Here is a 19,481-nt window from a genome sequence, read left to right as displayed (position 1 = left end):
TAAACAGAGACTTTTAGCTCTCTTAGGTTTGGTGGGTAAAATGTATTCTAAGATACAGTCTTGCTGTCTCTGGAGTGGAAGGAACCACTCCAGAGACAGAGGACACAAAGATTGATCGCTTCTATAGTTAAGTTAAACTGATCAAACAAAGAATAAGCGAGCCGACTTTTTGCCCTTACTCGTTTGATTACTCCATGATGCCATAACTTCTGGGGCCAATGCCCTTCAAACTGGTGACAGAAATCATCTACAGGATCAAATAAAGCCTTTAAACTAAATATTAGGACAGGTTATCGGAATTTTAGGTTACTTTCAGCTTACTAACCGTCCTTTTCCTTATCCTGAACTCAGGTTAATTAATCATGAACTTAATTCACTTTTATCTACTTTCTCCCCTACACACCGGAGGAACCACTCAAGAGGGGAATCTAGTCGGTATTGCTCGTGAATCCCATACCACTTTACCCTATGTTCCCTCCAGTACAATTCGCGGGAAAATCCGTTCTTTAGCTACCGAAGAAACCCTAAAATTTAAGTTATTCGGTAATGACATCGATCAAGATCCAGAAAACTTGGTACAGGGAGACATCTGGATAGGGGATGGCTCGATTCTCTGGTTGCCCGTCTCTTCTCTAAGTCACGGTGTCGTCTGGATCACTTCGCCTTTACTTCTCCGTCGTTGGACAAGATTAACTAATCCTCGTCTGACAATTCCTCCCGAATATAGCTGTAGTTTTAAAAAGGCCAACACGAACGTCTATCTCAAGGATGCCATTCTCAAAGATAATGATCTAAAAGACTGGTCAACTTGGTCAATTTTTATTCCCAAAAACTCTGTCAGCAGTAGCATTAATAAAGTCTTAGTATTACCCGATCAGCATTGCACGACTCTCATTCAAATGAGTTTATGGCGACAATTTAAAATTAAATTAGATAAGCATAAATCCGTCGATGGTGGATTTCGTTATGAAGAAGCTATTCCCCCCGATACCTTAATGTATTTTCCTTGGGGTGTCACCTCTCAAGCTAATAAAACCAGACAACAATCCCAAGCTGATTTTAAACGGTTATTAGCAGATAATGACATTCTACAAATCGGCGGACAAGAAAGTTTAGGACGCGGTTTCATTCAACAATTGTAGAGGTAATTTATGACAGCTAATCTTGCCTTAGCTAAATGGTCAGTGGTCGATTATCATCGCATGATTGCGGCGGGAATTTTAATTGATCGGCGTGTAGAATTACTGAATGGAGATATTCTCGAAATGAGTCCAGAAAGCCCTTTACACAAAGATAGTGGAGAAGGATTAGCTAATTTTCTCCGTCAACGTCTCAAGGATAAAGCATGGGTAAGAGAAGCGGGTCCAATTACCCTAGAAAACTCGGAACCTGAACCCGATATCGCTGTAGTTCTTCCCCCTCGTTCTCGCTATCGAGATCATCATCCCTATGCCGATGAAATTTTTTGGTTAATCGAAATTTCTGACTCAACTCTCAGTAAAGACTTAACCGAAAAAAAACGCATCTATGCCCAAGCTGGTATTGCAGAATATTGGGTAGTTGCCATCAAAAATCGAGAGATTTATGTTTTCCGTCAACCCATAAATTCTGATTATCAATATCAAGAAAATTTTAGTAAAGGAACTTTATTTGCTGCTGCATTTCCCGATATTGTTATCTCTCTTGATGCCCTTTGGTCAGGGAATATTTTTTAACTTTTGGAGCCAAAATAACCATGACATTCGACCCTAGAACGATTAGCAATCCCGTGTTCAAGGCCTTACAAGAATTGTACTTAAATACTGGTGATGATAGTCGCCGCAAAGAACAAAAAAAACAAGCTCTTGAACTTTATATCTATCTTTCGACTTGGGGAATGATGCGCCTAAAAGCTGAGGAAACTACCCTAAATCAAGAAGGAAAAAAAGAGGTCGTTAAAAAGTATTTTCAATGCCTAGAAGAGTTATCTCAAATAAATAATCTTTCTAATTCTCAAGGATTAACTACTCTCAAAGATTTATCTACTGATGATTATCTGGGGTTAACGGGTTTAGGATTGGAAATCGCTCAAGAATTTAGCTTCTGGGCTAACGCCATCTATTCCGATGTGGAAAGTGGCGACTAGCTCAGACAAATTGTCACCACAGTTTTTATCATTCATTAAACCAGAAAGAAAATTTATAATTATTATGTCCCATAGCCCCTTACCACGCCCTAATCGCCTCCAAAAACCCACCCTAAAAAATCTGGCTATACAGCAGCAAAATAATCACCAATCCCCCCAACAGCTCCCCGGGGGTGGCGGTGGCGGCAATAATAATCCTCCTCAACCCTCACCCTGGTTAAACACCGAAAAGGAACCTCAACCTGACCAATCAGCCAGTTTTGTCGAATATCTCCGTTGGATGCGTGCTGCTGACTATCCACACAAAGATGCGACTAAAACCCAAATTCTGCAAAAAGCCCAAGAAAATGCTAACTACACTCAGCGTCTTGACCAACTCAATCAGCGTACCCAACTGTTAGCGAAAGACGGAATCACTTTTCAAGTCAAATCCACTTGGCGCATTCGTGTCGGTGGTCATCGCGGACCGGAAGGTATTCTTTTACCTGCTTTTGATGGCCTCGGAATGCCCTATATTCCATCTAGTACATTGCGCGGTGTTGCCAGAACCCAAGCCATCCGAGAAATCATGGCGGAAAATAATCTGGAATGGAAAGAAGCTGAGGAAAAAACTGCTCCCTATTTTGGTGATATAAACGCCAAAGAGAAAAATAAAACGGGTAAAGTTATCTTTTTTGATGCCTATCCTTTACCGACTAAAAATGGTGGATTAGAAATAGACATGACTAATAATATTTGGTCATGGAAAGATGATTCTATGCAATATTCTCCTAACCCTAATCCTTTTTTATCTCTCAAAGAACCAACTTTTTTAATTGGTTTACGTCTAGCTAGTAACTGTGAGGGTAAAAAGATACTTGAACAGGTACAACAATGGCTTAATAAAGGGCTACAGCTTGGTATAGGTTCACAGGTAAATAGTGGTTACGGTGAATTAAAGCCAATTGATGATAATATTCATCCTGATAATAATAAAAATGACAACGATTCGAGTTTTTATCGATTAAATTTCGAGCTAGAAGGTCAATTAATTCATGGTTATCAAAGATTCACCCAATGGCAATGGAATGACCGACGCAATGAATGGCAAATGCGGAGCGCACCCGTTGCAGAAGTTCGTCCGACAGCCTTTAAATCGATGCTGCGATACTGGTTTCGTGTTTTGGCATCTGGAGTTTTACCTATTAACGAAGTTCGAAAGATTGAAGCTGAATTATTTGGTGCTATTAATCCTAAAAAATACGGTTATCTGCAAGTCAATATTCTTGAGGGTAAAGTTACCCAAAAAGAACCTCGAACCAATGCTCAGGGTAAAAATGATCCTTGTGGTGAACAACGGGGAACTTTAGTCTTATCTTTATCTTCTGAAACCCCAAAAGATAAACAAGAAGCTGTCAAACAATTAGCTAAACATTTGACTTGGTTTTTAGCAGATATGGGTGGTATTGGTCAAGGTGCAAGACGACCTATTTATTCTCGCAAAAGTCGTGAACACGCCCCCTGGTTTCGTGGTTCTACATTTTATATTGACAGTGAAGAAGATTTTTGGGCAATTCCCGATGATGTGCAGGGGTTTAAACAACAATTTCAGCAAAGATTGCGAGATTTTTATTGTATTTTGGATAAAATTAGTGAAACCAATATCAATACTAATAATCTAAGAACAGTAGATCAAGTTTCACAAAATCAATGGATTGATGCGGCCGATAGTAACTGTCAAATTTTTGTCTGTGCAGGAAATGAACAAAGAGGTAAACCCCATGCTTTAGCGATTCTTCACAGTGATACTTTGAAAATTACCAGTAAAAATGGTCAAAGAGAATATGATAGTAATCTCTGTGGTAAAGTCAGTGGTGGAGCTAAACCTTCTCCCGTATGGATTGCTGATTTAGGAAATTACCAAATAATTACTGTATTTGGAGCGACGGCAGCTCCTCGTCAAAATTTCGTCAGTGAATTGAAAGCTCAAACTATTGCTGAAAATTTCGCTCAAATCTTCCCTTTATAATTTTAGGCTGTGGGAAGTGGGAAGTGGGTTTTTAAAGTTCGCTTGGGAGTTAACCAGACTATTAAAAACGGATTTGGTATTATAACCTTGCACCTGTTTGGGAAAAAAGGGATTGAAACCTTTAACTGGACTGAATTCTAATTTTATTCAGCCAGTCCTATTTAAAAATCCAATTCGTCTAACTCCGATTCTGGGGAAGAAAAGCGACTGCGAGGAGATTTTTTCGACTTTCTGAAAAAAGCGGGAATAATTGCGGCGATAAAAAATCCCATGGCCAAAGAAAAAGCCAATAAAATGCCGATAGGTACTTTAATTGACTCAAATTGTAGAAACTTTAAAGAAACTGGTTGGATATTTTGGATAGCAAAAACTGCCATAGTCATAATCCAACCACCGACAATAGCACTAGCTAAAAAATTAGTGATTGTATTCATGCTTGTCCTCGCCAGGTTTGTAGGATATTTTTTAACCTTTTGTAGGCTAAGTAGGTAGGCTTGAAAAATTATCAGAGTCCCCCCTTATTAAGGGGGGACTAAGGGGGGATCGGCACCCCCCTTATCAAGGGGGATCCCCCCGCCTTCGGCTTCCCCCCTTATCAAGGGGGATCCCCCCGCCTTCGGCTTCCCCCCTTATCAAGGGGGGCTAGGGGGGATCGAACCTAAAATCCATTTTTAATTTAATTATAACCAGCTACTTAATTTGGGAGTTATACCCCTATTAATTTAACCTCCGTGGGGCGGAAATTACCGTTAATTGACTAAAACGTTACAATTGTCGATCGATCTCGAATAAATCTCGATCGCGATCATATAATTGTAGTCTGATCGCCCTAAGCTAGAGCTAGTAAATATAAATAGCACCCTGTTGATTGATGTTAAATGTGGTATAACCGGGGGTACTCCCCGGAACTTTGGTAACAGTAATCGTGACTAAATTATCCTGATTGACTTCTACGGCATAGATTAAACTAGAAGAATCGGGATCCGAGGCGGCATTAGCCCGATTAATCAGAATATATGCTGGAATTACGAAACCTTTTAGGGTTGTCTCCGTACCAGGAGATAATAATTGGGGAGAGGAATTAATATTGGCCGATAGGTCATAATTGAGGTCAATATCGGTTTGATTGATAATTTTAATCTCCACAGGACGACTCATATTCACCCTAGCGACAGGCTGCCAAGGACCCGGGTGAAAGGTGGTAGCGGGGGGATTTTGAGCGGGTAAAGAGGGGGGAAAAACTAATCCCAGACTTAACACGAGGGAAAGAGTCAAAAAGCGATCGCATTTCATAGATAAATCCTGGTCTAGGGTTGTCATCCTATTTTAGGGAGGTATCCCCAGTGTTTTATACTTAAAGTAGAAGCTTTTGAAATTGTCTATAGCATTGATTGATCAGCTATCAGGGAAAATCCTAAGCTTCCCTGATTTTGCTCTATAAACAAGGCTAAATACACCGATTTTTCTCTAGAAGTTTCCCTAGTAACCCCTATCAACGGTTTAACTCAGGTTGAGATTGATTATATGCCTACCATCGACATATCGGGAGTATCCCACAGTTACGAGTTATTTTCGCCCCGAGCGGATAAACCGGTTTTAGTCTTTATACACGGTTGGCTGCTGAGTCGTCACTACTGGCAGCCTTTAGTAGATATTCTCTCCCCAGATTATCCCTGTCTAGTTTACGATCTGCGGGGCTTTGGCGACTCCCAAAAAATCACCTCTAACAGTCCTCCTAGCAGTTATAACCTTGAATCCTACTCCCAAGACGTTATTACCCTTCTGAACCGCTTAAACCTCGATGCTGCTTGGTTAGTTGGTCATTCCCTCGGTGGTAGTGTGGCTTTGTGGGCCGCGGATAGCTGTCCTGAACGGATTAAAGGGGTAATCTGTATGAATGCCGGCGGCGGCATCTATCTAAAGGAGGAATTTGAGCGATTTCGGGAAGCCGGAAGACAGATTTTAGAGAGAAGACCGCCTTGGTTGCCCCGTGTTCCCTTGATTGATGTTTTATTCTCGCGGATGATGGTCAAGCAAACCCTAAGTAAAAAATGGGGCAAACAGCGAGTGATTGACTTTGTCCGGGCCGATTACCAAGCGGCCCTAGGGTCACTTTTGGAAACCACCACTATCGGCGAAGTTCATCTTTTACCCCAGATTGTCTCCCGTCTCCCGCAACCGGTCTATTTTCTGGCGGGGAAAGAGGACACGATTATGGAAGTTAAGTACGTTAACCATCTGGCCAGTTTTCATCCCTTGTTTGAAACTGGCGGCAACGTGATTGAGTTATCCGATTGTGGTCATTTTGCCATGCTTGAACAAACAGCAGCGGTGGCCGAAAAGATGATGGCTATTTTAAATCAGCATCGGGGTTAGGGGGTTGAAGTGTTGAGGTTTTAGTGGAAATTTCCCTATCTCCCCATTTCCCGATTCCATCCACAGATACTGTTATGAAGTGAAAATTTATGTAACAATGACTCTATAAGGGCGATTTTTTACCGATCGCCGAGGCCGTCTATTAATCGAATCGATGTCTTTGAAGAACGTAGTCCCAAACTGGAAACCTGACTTTCCTTCCCCATTCTTGCCACTACTAGCGGAATTTTTCTCCTTTTTGTGTTACCCACGGGAATTTTTGAGCTATTGCTGAGATTGGCATTTTGTCACTTCCCGTTAGTTAAATCCAACAAAAGAAGCTGTTTAGGAGCAATTTATGTTACACCGCAAGATTTATCAATTCTGTATGGATGGTCAGGAAGTCTGCATTTTCTTGCGCGATCAGCAAAGATGGATTGATAATGCTCGTATTGTCGATCTAGAAAGCGATCTCGTCACCATTCGCTACGAAACAGAAGAGGAAGACGAGATTAGTTCTTGGGAAGAAATGGTGCGTTTAGAAAGTATTGGTGCGGTGAGCAGAAAACTGGCCTCCGTGTCGCGGACGAATCCTGATATTAATGTCTCGGAAGATTGTCCGGAAGCAGAACAACTTTATCCTCATTCTCCCGATAGCTTAGATTAATTTTGTCGATTTAAATTACAGTGGCTAGAAGTCCCGAGGTTTGAACAGTGGCCAAGGGACTTTTAGGGAATGGAAGGGAAGAGAGCCAGTAAGAATCACCACTTGTTCTAAAATTATCGTCAAAGCCGCCAGATTTTCTCTATTATAAGCTGCAGGAGCAAAATGAATTCTAATCCCTACTTCCATGCCAAGGATATCTATCAAAAATTTGTGGCAGTAGTAATAGTTTTAATTAGTTGTTGGTTAGTGACTTTTCCCGCCTTCGCTGCATCCGCCCCTCTAGAAGTTAAAATTAGTCTAGGCTCTGGGCAAGGAGAATTAAAATTCTTTCCTAGTCAATTGGACTTTATTGCTGGACAAAAATACAAATTAATCCTCGATAATCCCAGTCCCACTAAACATTATTTTACCGCTAAAGACTTCGCTGATGCTAGTTGGACCCAGAAAGTTGAAGCGGGAAAAGTGGAGATTAAAGGGGCAATTCACGAACTAGAATTAAAACCTAATGCACAGGCGGAATGGGTGATAGTTCCTCTCAAAACCGGTAAGTATAAATTAATCTGTACTATTCCGGGTCATGCCGAAGCGGGAATGGTGGGAGAAATCGCCATTAATAACCCATGAATTTAAGAAAAATTGTCTCCTTTGCTTTCCTATTATTTATTCCCCTATCGGTGGTCGCTAGTCGTCTTAATTGGGGAGATCAAGCTATTTTTATCGCCGCCGCTTTATCGATTATTCCCCTGTCAATTTGGTTAAGTACGGCCGTCGAAAGAGTTGCCGTAGTCACTGGGCCAACTTTGGGAGGATTAGTTAATGCTATCTTCGGCAATACTACCACTTTAGTTATTGCCTTAATTGCCCTAAAAAAAGGCTTGGTGGACATCGTACAAGCCAGTATTACCGGCAGTATTCTCAGCGATTTATTATTATTTATGGGCATGGGAATGCTCACGGGAGGAATTCGCTACAAAGAGCAGGAATTTAAACCGATTTTAGCGCGGGTAAATGGTTCTTCCATGACTTTAGCAGTAATAGCGATCGCTTTACCAACTTTGGTAATTTATACTTCTAAAGTGGTGGAAGTTGCCGATATTCTCAGTCTTTCCCTAGTCACCGCCACGGTTTTATTAATAGTTTACGGGTTAACTTTATTATTTTCCCTGAAAACCCATAGCTATCTCTACGAAGTGGGATTAAGTAATGAAAATACCACCGACAATCAGGTTAGTGAGGAAGAAAAAGCTCAAGTCTGGATTTGGTTACTTGTGCTGCTTACTTCCACCGTAGCTGTAGCCTATGAGTCAGATTTATTTGTTAATGTAGTGGAATCGGTTATGGAAGGATTTAATCTCACTCCTCTCTTTATCGGGGTGATTTTTATTCCTTTAATTAGCGATGTTTCTGGAATAGTTACCGTCATTCAATTAGCCCTAAAAAATCAGATGGATTTAACGGTTTCCGTGGCTATGGGTGATAGTTTATTGGTGGCTTTATTTGTGGCACCTTTATTAGTTTTTATCGGTCAATTTTGGCAGCAACCGATGGATTTAAATTTTAATCCCTTTAACGTGGTGGCTTTAATTGTAGCGGTGGTTGTCACTAATTTAATCAGCTTTACTGGTCGTTCCAATTGGTTAGATGGAACCCTATTACTAGCCACCTATTTAATCTTGGCCGTGGCTTTTTATTACCATCCCGCCTAGCCAAAAAAGAGATTTAGGTATTTTCTGAGATTTCTGTCCTAGAATGGATCGATATCACCTTACTGCCGCAGGATTGCTGATGATGAAAAGAGGGTTTTGGTTTGTCGTCGGGTTAGTAGTAACGATAATTCTCCTTCCTTCCCTAGTTCTTTCTAATTCCATCGGTGAACAGGGAATTTATGCCGATCGCCTGCGGGCGGAACCCTATAATTTATTAGGGCGAAAAATTGCCATCGGTCAAGTAGAAATCGGCCGACCGGCTCAGTTCGGTTATGATAAAGTGGCAGCTTGGCAGCCTCCCTATAAATTAGCCGGTGTTTTTTTTCGCGATCAAATTGCCAAACCCAACACCTATCTAGATAATCACGCCGCTATGGTGGCAACGGTGATGGTCAGTGATGATAAAAAAATCCCCGGAGTGGCCCCAAAAGCGAGATTATATTCGGGGGCGGTGGGTTCTTTGCGACGCGGCGGACAACCGGAAGAATGTCTTACCAGTCAAAATATTGCCCGACAAAATAGCGGTGATGTGCGAGCAATTAACTTTAGTTTTGGGGAATCTTTGCAAAGAGATCAGCGACAGGAACCAAAATTAGATGGTCAAGCTTTATTAACTCAATGTGTTGATTGGTCATCGCGAGTTGATGATGTTCTTTATGTAATTGCCGGTAATCAAGGTAAGGGAGGAATTCCCATTCCCACCGATCATTTTAACGGCATTACTACCGCTTATACAGCCAAAAGAGAAGGAAAATTTACTAAAGTTGATTTTGCTAATATTAGTGCTTTGCCGGTGGGTATTGGTCGCAGTTTAATTAAACGGGAAATTAATGATGGTTTGCGGCGGTCAATTAATTTAGTTGCCCCCGGCAATAAAATAGAGCTTTATGATCTCAAAGGTAAATTAAATACTGTTAGTGGCACCAGTTTCGCCGCTCCTCATATTACGGCATCCGTGGCACTTTTACAAGAATACGGCGATCAACAAATTAATCAAAAAAATCCCCATTGGAGTCTCGATTCTCGTCATCATCAAGTGATGAAGGCAGTAATGCTTAATGCTGCCGATAAAATTAAAGATACGGGCGATGGGTTACGGTTAGGTATGAGACGGACAGTCTTAACTAAGGACCAAAAAACTTGGTTAGAGTCCGATGCTTATAAAGACCCGAAAATTCCTTTAGATATGCAGATGGGGACGGGACATCTTAACACTTTTCGCGCCTACCAACAGTTTAGTAATGGTCAATGGTCCGCCACAGAATCTATTCCTGCCATTGGTTGGGATTACGCTACAGTTACCGCTAATAGTTATCAAGATTATGCCCTAGAGAAGCCCTTAAAAGCTAATAGTTTTGTTTCGATAACTTTAGCTTGGGATCGTTTGGTAGAACTAATCGATACTAATAGCAATAATCTCTATGATATCGATGAAAGTTTCCGAGATCGCGGCTTGAATAATTTAGATGTTTATCTGTTACCTGCTCAAGAGGATAATAATGTTAAATACACCTGTGCTTCCCTGAGTGATAGTGATAGTTTAGAGCATATTTTTTGTCCTGTCCCCATCTCTGGAAAGTATAAAATTCGGGTTCAATATCGTCAACAAGTTAACGAGAAAGAACAAGCTTTTGCTCTTGCTTGGTGGACGGTTCCCGAATAATAAAAATGATAGTAAATCCTGTTTAAAAAGTATAGGAGAGTGGGAAGATGGGAGCGAGTTTTTCAAGTTCGATTGGCAGCTAACGGACTTGGTATAATTTAAATACCGAACAGTCTCTAAGATACACCTCGTTTTCTTTTAGGGATAACATCGTCAGGGATTCCCCAATAGTTTGATGCCTGAGACATATTATATAGCAATAATTCTTCGGGGATTTTTTCTAAAATAACTCGGTTGAGATTAGCGGTATTGATATTCATTGCTCCCATCACAGAAGAGCCAAGTTCTTTCGATAATAGCGGAATAACTGCATTACCAATCTCACGAAAACCATGCCATATTGTGCGGTGAAACTGAAACCAATCGGGGAATGTATGTAATCTGGCGGCTTCTCGTACAGTAATACAACGAGGAATAGAATAGTGAATGGGTCTAGGAGCAGTATAGGCCCCTTTATCACTATTAGTTCCGGCCCGGAGAGTATTGCATAAACCAGTGGGAGAAAGCTTGAAAAAGCGACTTTTTGGTTCCACTGTACCCGGTTCGGTTACGATAAATCTATTAATTGATCTTTGGGTATGAACTGAGCCTATATGTCCATAGATTTTTGTATCTACTGTTCTTTGATGGCAAAGTTTAAAAATATCCCCTGGCTGCACTGAATATTTTTTCCTCTTACCACTATAATCTAATTTTGATGCAGGTATGCCTAAATCAGTATCGATAAAGGCCGATATTGATTCTAAATCTGAAATCGCATCATAGACGCTGGTAAAAGCTGATTTTTTGGCTGAGTTTAAATCGACGGTCTTTGCCAGGGGATATTTAGCCATCGGCACGTCTTTTCGACTACCAATTAAGATTAATCTTCTGCGCTTTTGTGGCGCACCATATTCACTGGCATCAAGGATTTTAATTGGCTGATTGATTGCATAGCCAATAGCTTCAAATTCAGAGATTAACTCCTCTAAAAATTGTTTATGTTTACCCGTCGCCATGCCGGGGACATTTTCAAAGATAAAATACTTGGGTTTAATTTCCCCTACAATTCGCAGATATTCAAATACTAGAGAATTTCTAGGATCATCTATTTGTCGTTTACCAATCAGTGAAAAACCTTGGCAGGGGGGACCGCCGGCAATTAAACTAACATCGGTGGCATAGCCTTTTAGTTTTAATAATTCCCATATTTCTCTACTTGTTACTTTGGCTATATCCCGGCAAATAGTTTGACAATAGGGAAAGTTAAAATGATGAACCAAGGAATGGACTGCATCAAACTCCACCGCTACAGCAATATCAAATCCCGCCGCTTCTAGACCAAGGGACATCCCACCGCAGCCGGCAAATAAATCGATCGCAATTGGTCTATGTTTCACTTTGATGATTAGCTCTCTATTGTCTGCCTTTTATTATACTGTATTTCTGATAAAATTAAGGCTTTACGTTTTATTAACAGTCTGGTAAATAAAGGCAATTGTGCTATATTATTAAGCAATTATTTGAGCAATTTTTTTTCATCAATTTTTGGATCATTTGTTCAATTATCTTTACTTCAATAGTAATAGCTTATAAAAAATCCCGCCCCAATATTTGGACGGGACTAATAATCAATCAATAATTCAATACTACTCCCATTCTATAGTTCCGGGGGGCTTAGAAGTAATATCATAAACCACGCGGTTAACTCCCTTAACTTCATTGACAATGCGATTAGAAATTGTCTCCAATAAATCATAGGGAACCCGCGACCAATCGGCAGTCATTCCGTCTTCACTGCTGACTAAACGTAGGACAATGGGATAAGCGTAGGTGCGTTGATCTCCCATTACTCCCACACTGCGGACAGGCAATAAAACCGCGAAAGCTTGCCAGAAATCGTGATACATTCCCTGCTTATTAATCTCGTCGCGCACCACCCAATCTGCATCGCGCAAAATATTTAATTTATCTGCGGTGACTTCCCCTAAAATGCGAATTGCTAAACCGGGGCCGGGGAAAGGTTGACGACGAACAATTTCTTCCGGAAGACCGATCGAACGACCTAATTTTCTCACCTCATCCTTAAATAATTTTCGCAGAGGTTCGACTAATTTAAACCGGAGATTTTTCGGCAGTCCACCAACGTTATGATGACTTTTAATTTTAACCGCGACTCTTTCCCCGGTTTTGGGATCCACATTACTATCGGCCGATTCAATCACATCGGGATATAAAGTTCCTTGGGCCAGATAATCAAAGGGTCCCAAACGATTTGATTCTTCTTCAAACACCTGAATAAATTCATGGCCGATACGACGGCGCTTTTCTTCGGGATCGGTGACACCGGCCACTTGCGCTAAAAATCGCTTTCTAGCGTTGACATACTCGACTCTAATATGGAATTGCTCGTTAAATATCTGCATTAATCGTTCGGGTTCACCCTTACGCATGAATCCCTGATCGATAAACATACAGGTTAGTTGATCACCGATCGCTCGATGCAAGAGGAATGCTAAGGTAGAGGAGTCCACACCGCCGGATAAAGCCAATAAAACTCGCTTATCGCCCACTTTTGCCCTAATTTCTCGGATCGATTCCTCGACAAAAGCTTCCGTGGTCCAAGTGGGTTCGCATTTGCAGATATGATAGACGAAATTGCGAATTAAGGCGATTCCTCCCACAGAATGGACAACTTCCGGGTGAAACTGCACTCCAAAGAGTTTTTTCTGGTGATCGGCAATGGCCGCACAATCGGTATTATCGGTATGAGCGAGAATTTCAAAACCCGATGGCAATTCCACGCAGGAATCTCCGTGACTCATCCATGCGGTGGAGCCGTTCTCGACATTGGTTAATAAATCGGTAGGATCGTTGATAAATAGGGATGCTTTGCCGTATTCGGCCCTTTTTGCCCGTTCTACCCTGCCTCCTAACTGCTGTACCATCAATTGCATCCCGTAGCAAACTCCGAGGATGGGTACACCTAAATTCCAAATTTCGGGATCACAGTGGGGCGCCCCTGGATCATAGACGGAATTGGGACCGCCCGAAAGAATTATTCCTTTCGGGTTGATTTGTGCTAATTGTTCGGCACTGGTACGATAGGAGAGAACTTCGGAGTAAACGTTCGTTTCCCGGATTCTGCGGGCGATTAATTCAGAATACTGGGAGCCAAAGTCAAGAATGATGATTATTTGACGATTAAGGCTATTAGTGAAGGACTCTGAGGGCAAAGTCTCTTGGGGGGTGGGAAGGGGGGTTTGAGTTGTCACTACGATCAAGAAAAGAAACTGGCAGGAAAAGGTTAAAGATTTGTGAACTAAATCGGCTATTGTTCTGAAAATAAGCTACAATAGTCTAGCCTTATTAGTTTCATTTTTTAAGACTAAATATTCCCACGATCATAGCACGGTCACTGGGGGGTAACTTGTAGATTTTGCAAAAATTTAATGCCATTTTCGCTTTTGCTGATCAAAGAACGAGAGCGATCGAATAAAATACAACCGACCCCAAGATGACCGTTACTGTGGTTATAAACGTATTCTTGGCAACGGCGATCAATCGTATTAGCCATTTCTCCATAGATGCGTTCCACCCAATTATCTCCCGTTTGCCGGTCTAATTGACGCAGATATTCCAGACCGTTTTCGCTGGTGCTACTGTCAAAAATTTGCTGGAGATGGGGGGTAGCTAAACCCATTTTAGCGGCGTAGGCGGTAAGAATTTCCCGACGACCATCGGCGAGATGATGGTGAGTCTGAAAGATTCCCCCGGCAAGTTTAATTAATTTACCGTGATAACCAAACAAAAGAATTTCAGAGATTCCCTGTAATTGTGCCTCTAATAACATCGGCCCGATCCAATTGGCTGTTTTTACCAAAATATCAGGATTAATACCCATTTGAGGGGCTAAATCTAAGCCATTTTCCCCGATACAAAACACCAAGCGATCGAAACGAAGAGATAAAATTTTTAATTGCTCGCGAAAGATTTCTAACTGTCCGGGGGCGCTCAGGGGTTGGGAAATGCCGGTGGTACCCAACAAAGATAATCCCTCTACCACCCCAAAAGCGGCGTTAGAAGTCCTTGTGGCCAGTTTTTTGCCTTCTGGAAGGATAATCGTCACTTTGATGCTTTCTTGGGGCAGTAACAGGGGTCTGAGGTTTTCTTGCAGCAGACGCTGGGCATAACTATAGATAGCTGATTTTCCGCCATTATCAACCTGTAGGCCGATTCCTTGACCGCCTTGAATCTCTATCTCTTGATTACCCGTTTTTCTTTCTACTAACGCCCATATAGGGGTATTTTTAGTTAAATCTAAATTATCCCCCGGATCGCTGCGGGTGATGGCTAGGGCAGCATCGGGGTTGAGTCGGGCAACTTGTTCGATGGCAATTGTAACGGCTTCTGGCGGTTCTAAAAGATTAAAAGTAACGGAATTTAGCTCATTTTCGCCGTGGAGATGCTGGAGAGATGCGATCGCACTGGCACAGGCAAAAACCGGTAAAGTGTAACCTGAACGGGGTGGGGAGATAGACATGAATAGGGTCGATAGCCAATCAAATTAGCCGTGATCTGATTATAGAACTAGGGGGCAACCGCTGCTATTTTTGATGATTCTTTGACATCCTCACCACCCGGGATGAGCGCATCTCAAACGCTATTGGCAATTGGCCAATTTTGTGATCCTTGTGAGAATTTCAAGGGATACTAGCAATCAGAATAGTTACAAACTCGACCCATTTGGTCGATTGTTGCTTAACAATTGAGATGGCAAATTCTCCTCAAATATGCCTTAATTGTCGGTAGGCAACCCACATAAAATGACTAATTCAAGTCTGAATTGGCGATTCTATATACCCCAGAGTCCCAGAAGAGCGATAAGCAGAATCATCTCGATCCCGTTACAAATCACTGATTACTGTTGACTAACTCCTGCTTAATTACTCTAGAATTTTGATGAGCAAGGGGTAAAGTAAACCAAAACTGTGAACCAACCCGCGGGGTACTTTTTACTCCAATTCTCCCAGAGTGAGCCTCGATAATTTGCCGACATTGGTAGGAACCTAAACCGATTCCCGTTAGGTGTTGATTATGAAGATTTCTTACATATAAATGGAAAAGATGTTGACATTGTTCCTCATCCATGCCAATACCATTATCGCTTAAAGTGCAGTAGAGCATATCTTGGTCAATACGAGCATCTAAAGCTAATTGAATTGGTGAAGGATTATGTTTTAAGGCATTATTTAATAATTGTTCAAAAACACTTCTTAGCTGACAAGGATCGGCATCAATAGCGGGTAAGTTATCGGGGAGAAGATTAATAAAAGTAGCTTGGTATAAATCAAAATCTTTTTGCCAATCTTTGAGCCAAATTTGCACCTGTTCTTTTAAAGATAGAGGTTGACGATGCAAGATTAAAGGCCGTTCTTCAGCAAAATGATTTTCTGATAAAGCATTAATTAAAGTTAATTGTCGATCACAACTACGCACCACCTGATCGAGCATTGCTCGGGAGATAGTTACTTTTTCTGTTTGCCGACACTGTAAATTTTTTAATAACATCACTAATCCCATAATCGAAGTGCGAAGATCGTGGGATACTGCCTGTAAAAAAACCGTTTTCATTTCGTATAAACGCTGAATTTCCCGGACTTTTTCTCGCAGTTCCATGGTTCTAGCTGCCACTTCCTGTTCTAAATTATTATTCAAGCTTTGCACCCTCTGATATAGTTGCGCTTGGCCGATAGCGATACAAACTTGGGTGGCTAACTGTTCTAATAATTTGACCTCGCTTTTTTGCCAATGACGGGGATGGGAATATTGATGGACAACTAAAGCACCTAAATGTTGATTATTAACCGTTAGAGGTAAAACTAAAGAGGATTTAACTTGCAGGTATTCGTAATAACCCTTGAGAGTGGGCAGCGTTTGCACCTTAGCGGTATTATCAGCAATAATTAACTTATCTAAAGAAAATAATTGTCCCAATTCTTCCAGTAATTCTGGTTCGGGAAACCAACCCATCAGCGAGGGAATCTCGGGACGACGGGACTCAGCGATTACCTTAGACCAACCCCGCTCTTGACAGTGACCGATATAGACTTGATCGGCATCGAGAAAATTTCTGATTTCCCCAACAATGGTATTTAAAACTTGATCTATATCTAAAGATTGATGGACTTTTAAAGCAACTTGTGTGACTAAATGTTCTCGTTCTAAAGTTTCATTTAAAGCTCGATCGATCTGTTGTCTTTCGGTAATCGCCGCCGATAAAAACAGAGAAGTTGACATGACAATGACCAAAAAGATTTGTAAGATCAGGACACCTCTGGTATGGTCGGGGGCCTGTAGGATAAAAGGACTGATTCCCCCGACCAATCCCATCAAAGCTAAAATAGATACTAAAAAATTGGCTATTACCGCTCCCCAGGTCTGAAAACGCATAGCAGCCCAAACCACAAAAGGAAAAGGCAGATATTCGAGGTACTGCACCATACTCCAATCGGGGTTAAGAAAATCCTGTTGACCACCAAAAACCACGAAAGTCACCACCGTTAGCAAACTCATACAAAGTAATGCCTCGCCAAGGCGTTGGGGTTGCCGGGGTTCCCGCAGGGAGTGACGATTGAAGCAAAAACGCAACAGCAGCGGCGTGGTCATTAAGATCCCCGTACTATCTCCGAGCCAGATAATGCCCCAAGACTGTCCAAATTGCCGCCAATCCCAAGTATTTAGCCAACTACGGGCAAAAGTATCGATAGTGGCATTAACTGCCGAGGCTAATAAAGCCGCTAAAAATACCAGTAAAAGGATATCGCGAATACGCTGTAAAGTGGCGGAAAATCTCAGATAATGCAGGAATTGCGCCCCTAACAGAGCCGATACACTGCTACCGAGCGCCGAAAATAGAGCTATGGGCCAACTGCCCCCTAAAAAGAAGGTTAGAAGCAAATCACCGATAAAAACGCCTAAAACTAGCCTTTTTCCCCCTAAAAAAACAGCAGTTAAGCCAATACCAGCACTCATCCAAATTGGGGCAGGTCGCGACCCTAAATTTAAGCAGAGATAGCCTAGCCAACCAACACCCAGATAAACTAGGGCAACAAGCACAATTTTAGGGCGATCTGATGAAATCCGTAGCATTTTCAGTTATCAGTTATCAGTTATCAGTTATCAGTTATCAGTTATCAGTTATCAGATTTGAGTTCTAAGTGAGCAGTATGTATTAAGCGAGCAGTATTAAATAGTAGTTTCCCACTGTCTTTTCACTGATTACTGATTACTGATTACTGTTTACTGATCACTGTTTACTGATCACTGGTCACTGAATCACTGTTAATCTATCTCCAGATTGCCTAAACTAGGAGTAGTTCTGCTTCATGCAGATGGGTGAAAACCGTACATTTTCCCGTTAGGAATCAAAGATTATGCGGATTTTAATTGTTGAAGACGATCCTTTAATGCAGTTAGGTTTAGAACAAGCGCTCGGTGAACAGCCGGATTTTGAGATCGTCGGTCAAGCGAGTGATGGTCTAGCAGGGGTACAATTAGCCCTATCCCTACGGCCGGATTTAGTGGTCATGGACATAGGGTTACCCCGTCTCGATGGCATTGCGGCAACTAAACAGATTAAGGAGGGTTTAGCTAATGTTCATGTGGTCATGCTCACTTCCCACACTCTCCAACAGGAAGTGATCGCAGCTCTGGCCAGTGGCGCTGATGCCTATTGTATCAAGGGAGCGAGTCTCGATCGCCTTTTGGCCGCCATTGAAGCAGCTAAGGACGGGGCCACCTATTTAGACCCTCAAATTGCCCGTTTAGTCATGGATAATCTCAAACCGCCAGCAGTGCAACCTAATCCCAATCTAGCACTTTTATCGGAGCGAGAAATGGAGGTTTTAAAGTTAATTGTTGAAGGCAAAAGTAACGCTGAAATCGCCGAACAACTTTATTTAAGCACCAATACGATTAAAACCCATGTGCGGGGAATTATGAACAAATTAGCCGTTGATGACCGAGTACAAGCGGCGGTAATTGCTCTGCGTTCTGGTATTGTTTAAGGAGAAAATGGCGATTTACCCACAGGAATATTCTACCTCAATTGCTACTGCTACAATTGCTCAAAAAATCCCTTCAATCATTTATAATAACTTATCGACCTATCTTTGTTGGACAAACCATGACTATCGCTGAAAGCTTACCCCTAGTCGAGTCCTATGTAAACCCTGAGATAATCTTCCCAGAAGGCGAATTTTGGAGTGATGAACCACCCTTGGAAAGTAACCTACATCTACAACAAATTATTTTATTAATTCAGTGTTTAGAATGGTGGTGGCGCGAGCGAGAAGATTATTTTGCCGCCGGCAATTTAACTATCTATTACAGTCCCAACCAGAAAAAGTCAGAACTCTGCCGTGGTCCCGATTTTTTCGTGGTTTTGGGGACAAATTCCAACCCCAACCGCAGAAGTTGGGTAGTTTGGCGAGAAGAGGGCAAATATCCCAATTTAATTATCGAAATTCTCTCCGATAGTACCGCCAAAGTTGACCGAGAGGAGAAAAAACAAATTTATCAAGATATATTTCGCACTCCCGATTATTTTTGGTTTGACCCAGAAAGCCTAGAATTTGAAGGATTTACCCTAATTAGCGGTCAATATCAACCGATTACCCCCAATCCCCAGGGACGGCTCTGGAGTCAACAATTAGGCTTATATTTGGGTTTATCTGCCAATAAATTGCGCTATTTTACCCCCGAAGGGGAATTAGTACCCACTCCCGCAGAAGCGGCACAACAGGCAGAAAATCGGGTTTTAGAGGCAGAAAAGCGGGCTGTAGAGGCAGAAAACCAAGTCGAGCAAGAAAAGCAAAAAGCGGCGAAATTAGCGGCTAAACTGCGGGAATTAGGCATAGATACCGAGGAAAATCTCTAATCTTCTTTTGTTATTAAATGACTCTATTTTCGGTGAG

General features: G+C 41.8%; 17 protein-coding genes. 11 read left to right on the top strand and 6 right to left on the bottom strand.

The annotated features are described in order from the left end of the window. The first annotated feature begins 362 nt into the window (after nucleotides 1-362). The 4 genes from cmr4 to cmr6 all read left to right on the top strand — a co-directional run bounded on the left by cmr4 (nucleotide 363) and on the right by cmr6 (nucleotide 4,133). The gene (gene cmr4, locus IM462_RS15650) at nucleotides 363-1,142 is read left to right on the top strand and encodes a type III-B CRISPR module RAMP protein Cmr4 (protein ID WP_287700145.1); all 780 of its coding nucleotides are present in this window, start codon (nucleotides 363-365) and stop codon (nucleotides 1,140-1,142) included. 9 nt (nucleotides 1,143-1,151) lie between these two features. Next, nucleotides 1,152-1,715 (top strand): Uma2 family endonuclease, encoded by a 564-nt coding sequence (locus IM462_RS15645; protein WP_287700144.1) that lies wholly within the window; start codon nucleotides 1,152-1,154, stop codon nucleotides 1,713-1,715. Nucleotides 1,716-1,735: 20 nt separating this feature from the next. Then, complete coding sequence (locus IM462_RS15640; protein ID WP_287700143.1) at nucleotides 1,736-2,125, top strand: hypothetical protein; 390 nt, start codon at nucleotides 1,736-1,738, stop codon at nucleotides 2,123-2,125. A 64-nt stretch (nucleotides 2,126-2,189) separates the two neighbouring features. After that, nucleotides 2,190-4,133 (top strand): type III-B CRISPR module RAMP protein Cmr6, encoded by a 1,944-nt coding sequence (gene cmr6, locus IM462_RS15635; protein WP_287700142.1) that lies wholly within the window; start codon nucleotides 2,190-2,192, stop codon nucleotides 4,131-4,133. A gap of 161 nt (nucleotides 4,134-4,294) precedes the next feature. Here the strand turns inward: cmr6 and IM462_RS15630 are convergent, their stop codons facing one another. Both IM462_RS15630 and IM462_RS15625 read right to left on the bottom strand, forming a co-directional pair. After that, nucleotides 4,295-4,567 carry a lipopolysaccharide assembly protein LapA domain-containing protein gene (locus IM462_RS15630; protein ID WP_287700141.1) on the bottom strand — a complete coding sequence of 91 codons (273 nt, stop codon included), beginning with the start codon at nucleotides 4,565-4,567 and terminating at the stop codon, nucleotides 4,295-4,297. 406 nt (nucleotides 4,568-4,973) lie between these two features. After that, nucleotides 4,974-5,426: a hypothetical protein gene (locus tag IM462_RS15625; RefSeq protein WP_287700168.1), complete on the bottom strand. Its 453-nt coding sequence runs from the start codon at nucleotides 5,424-5,426 to the stop codon at nucleotides 4,974-4,976. A 231-nt stretch (nucleotides 5,427-5,657) separates the two neighbouring features. Here IM462_RS15625 and IM462_RS15620 point away from each other — a divergent pair, with 231 nt between their 5' ends. The 5 genes from IM462_RS15620 to IM462_RS15600 all read left to right on the top strand — a co-directional run bounded on the left by IM462_RS15620 (nucleotide 5,658) and on the right by IM462_RS15600 (nucleotide 10,524). Further along, the gene (locus tag IM462_RS15620; protein WP_287700140.1) at nucleotides 5,658-6,509 is read left to right on the top strand and encodes an alpha/beta fold hydrolase; all 852 of its coding nucleotides are present in this window, start codon (nucleotides 5,658-5,660) and stop codon (nucleotides 6,507-6,509) included. A gap of 337 nt (nucleotides 6,510-6,846) precedes the next feature. After that, nucleotides 6,847-7,155 (top strand): DUF6679 family protein, encoded by a 309-nt coding sequence (locus IM462_RS15615; RefSeq protein WP_002757875.1) that lies wholly within the window; start codon nucleotides 6,847-6,849, stop codon nucleotides 7,153-7,155. Nucleotides 7,156-7,317: 162 nt separating this feature from the next. Continuing rightward, on the top strand, nucleotides 7,318-7,779 hold the full coding sequence (locus IM462_RS15610) for a cupredoxin domain-containing protein (RefSeq protein WP_287700139.1): 462 nt from the start codon (nucleotides 7,318-7,320) through the stop codon (nucleotides 7,777-7,779). Beyond that, the gene (cax, locus tag IM462_RS15605; RefSeq protein ID WP_287700138.1) at nucleotides 7,776-8,861 is read left to right on the top strand and encodes a calcium/proton exchanger; all 1,086 of its coding nucleotides are present in this window, start codon (nucleotides 7,776-7,778) and stop codon (nucleotides 8,859-8,861) included. Before IM462_RS15610 ends, cax begins: the two co-directional genes overlap by 4 nt. Nucleotides 8,862-8,904: 43 nt before the next feature. After that, nucleotides 8,905-10,524 carry a S8 family serine peptidase gene (locus IM462_RS15600; RefSeq protein WP_287700137.1) on the top strand — a complete coding sequence of 540 codons (1,620 nt, stop codon included), beginning with the start codon at nucleotides 8,905-8,907 and terminating at the stop codon, nucleotides 10,522-10,524. Nucleotides 10,525-10,640: 116 nt separating this feature from the next. Here the strand turns inward: IM462_RS15600 and IM462_RS15595 are convergent, their stop codons facing one another. The 4 genes from IM462_RS15595 to IM462_RS15580 form a co-directional block, all read right to left on the bottom strand. Beyond that, nucleotides 10,641-11,903, bottom strand: a complete 1,263-nt coding sequence (locus IM462_RS15595) for a DNA cytosine methyltransferase (protein WP_287700136.1) — start codon at nucleotides 11,901-11,903, stop codon at nucleotides 10,641-10,643. 249 nt (nucleotides 11,904-12,152) lie between these two features. After that, a complete protein-coding gene (guaA, locus tag IM462_RS15590) occupies nucleotides 12,153-13,778 on the bottom strand; it encodes a glutamine-hydrolyzing GMP synthase (protein WP_287700135.1) in 1,626 nt (541 codons plus the stop codon). Nucleotides 13,779-13,918: 140 nt separating this feature from the next. After that, a complete protein-coding gene (cbiD, locus tag IM462_RS15585; protein ID WP_287700134.1) occupies nucleotides 13,919-15,046 on the bottom strand; it encodes a cobalt-precorrin-5B (C(1))-methyltransferase CbiD in 1,128 nt (375 codons plus the stop codon). Between the two features lie 371 nt (nucleotides 15,047-15,417). Further along, the gene (locus IM462_RS15580; protein WP_287700133.1) at nucleotides 15,418-17,655 is read right to left on the bottom strand and encodes a sensor histidine kinase; all 2,238 of its coding nucleotides are present in this window, start codon (nucleotides 17,653-17,655) and stop codon (nucleotides 15,418-15,420) included. A 284-nt stretch (nucleotides 17,656-17,939) separates the two neighbouring features. On the opposite strand from IM462_RS15580, the gene IM462_RS15575 reads away from it, so the two are divergent. Together IM462_RS15575 and IM462_RS15570 are read left to right on the top strand one after the other, a co-directional pair. Then, nucleotides 17,940-18,572, top strand: a complete 633-nt coding sequence (locus tag IM462_RS15575) for a response regulator (protein ID WP_002737320.1) — start codon at nucleotides 17,940-17,942, stop codon at nucleotides 18,570-18,572. A gap of 119 nt (nucleotides 18,573-18,691) precedes the next feature. Then, a complete protein-coding gene (locus IM462_RS15570; RefSeq protein WP_287700132.1) occupies nucleotides 18,692-19,444 on the top strand; it encodes a Uma2 family endonuclease in 753 nt (250 codons plus the stop codon). Nucleotides 19,445-19,481: the final 37 nt, after the last annotated feature.

Source organism: Microcystis sp. M144S2, assembly GCF_020246065.1.
Taxonomy (GTDB): domain Bacteria; phylum Cyanobacteriota; class Cyanobacteriia; order Cyanobacteriales; family Microcystaceae; genus Microcystis; species Microcystis ichthyoblabe_A.
The sequence above is the reverse complement of the archived record's forward strand: the minus strand, read 5'-3'. Positions and strand labels throughout refer to the sequence as shown.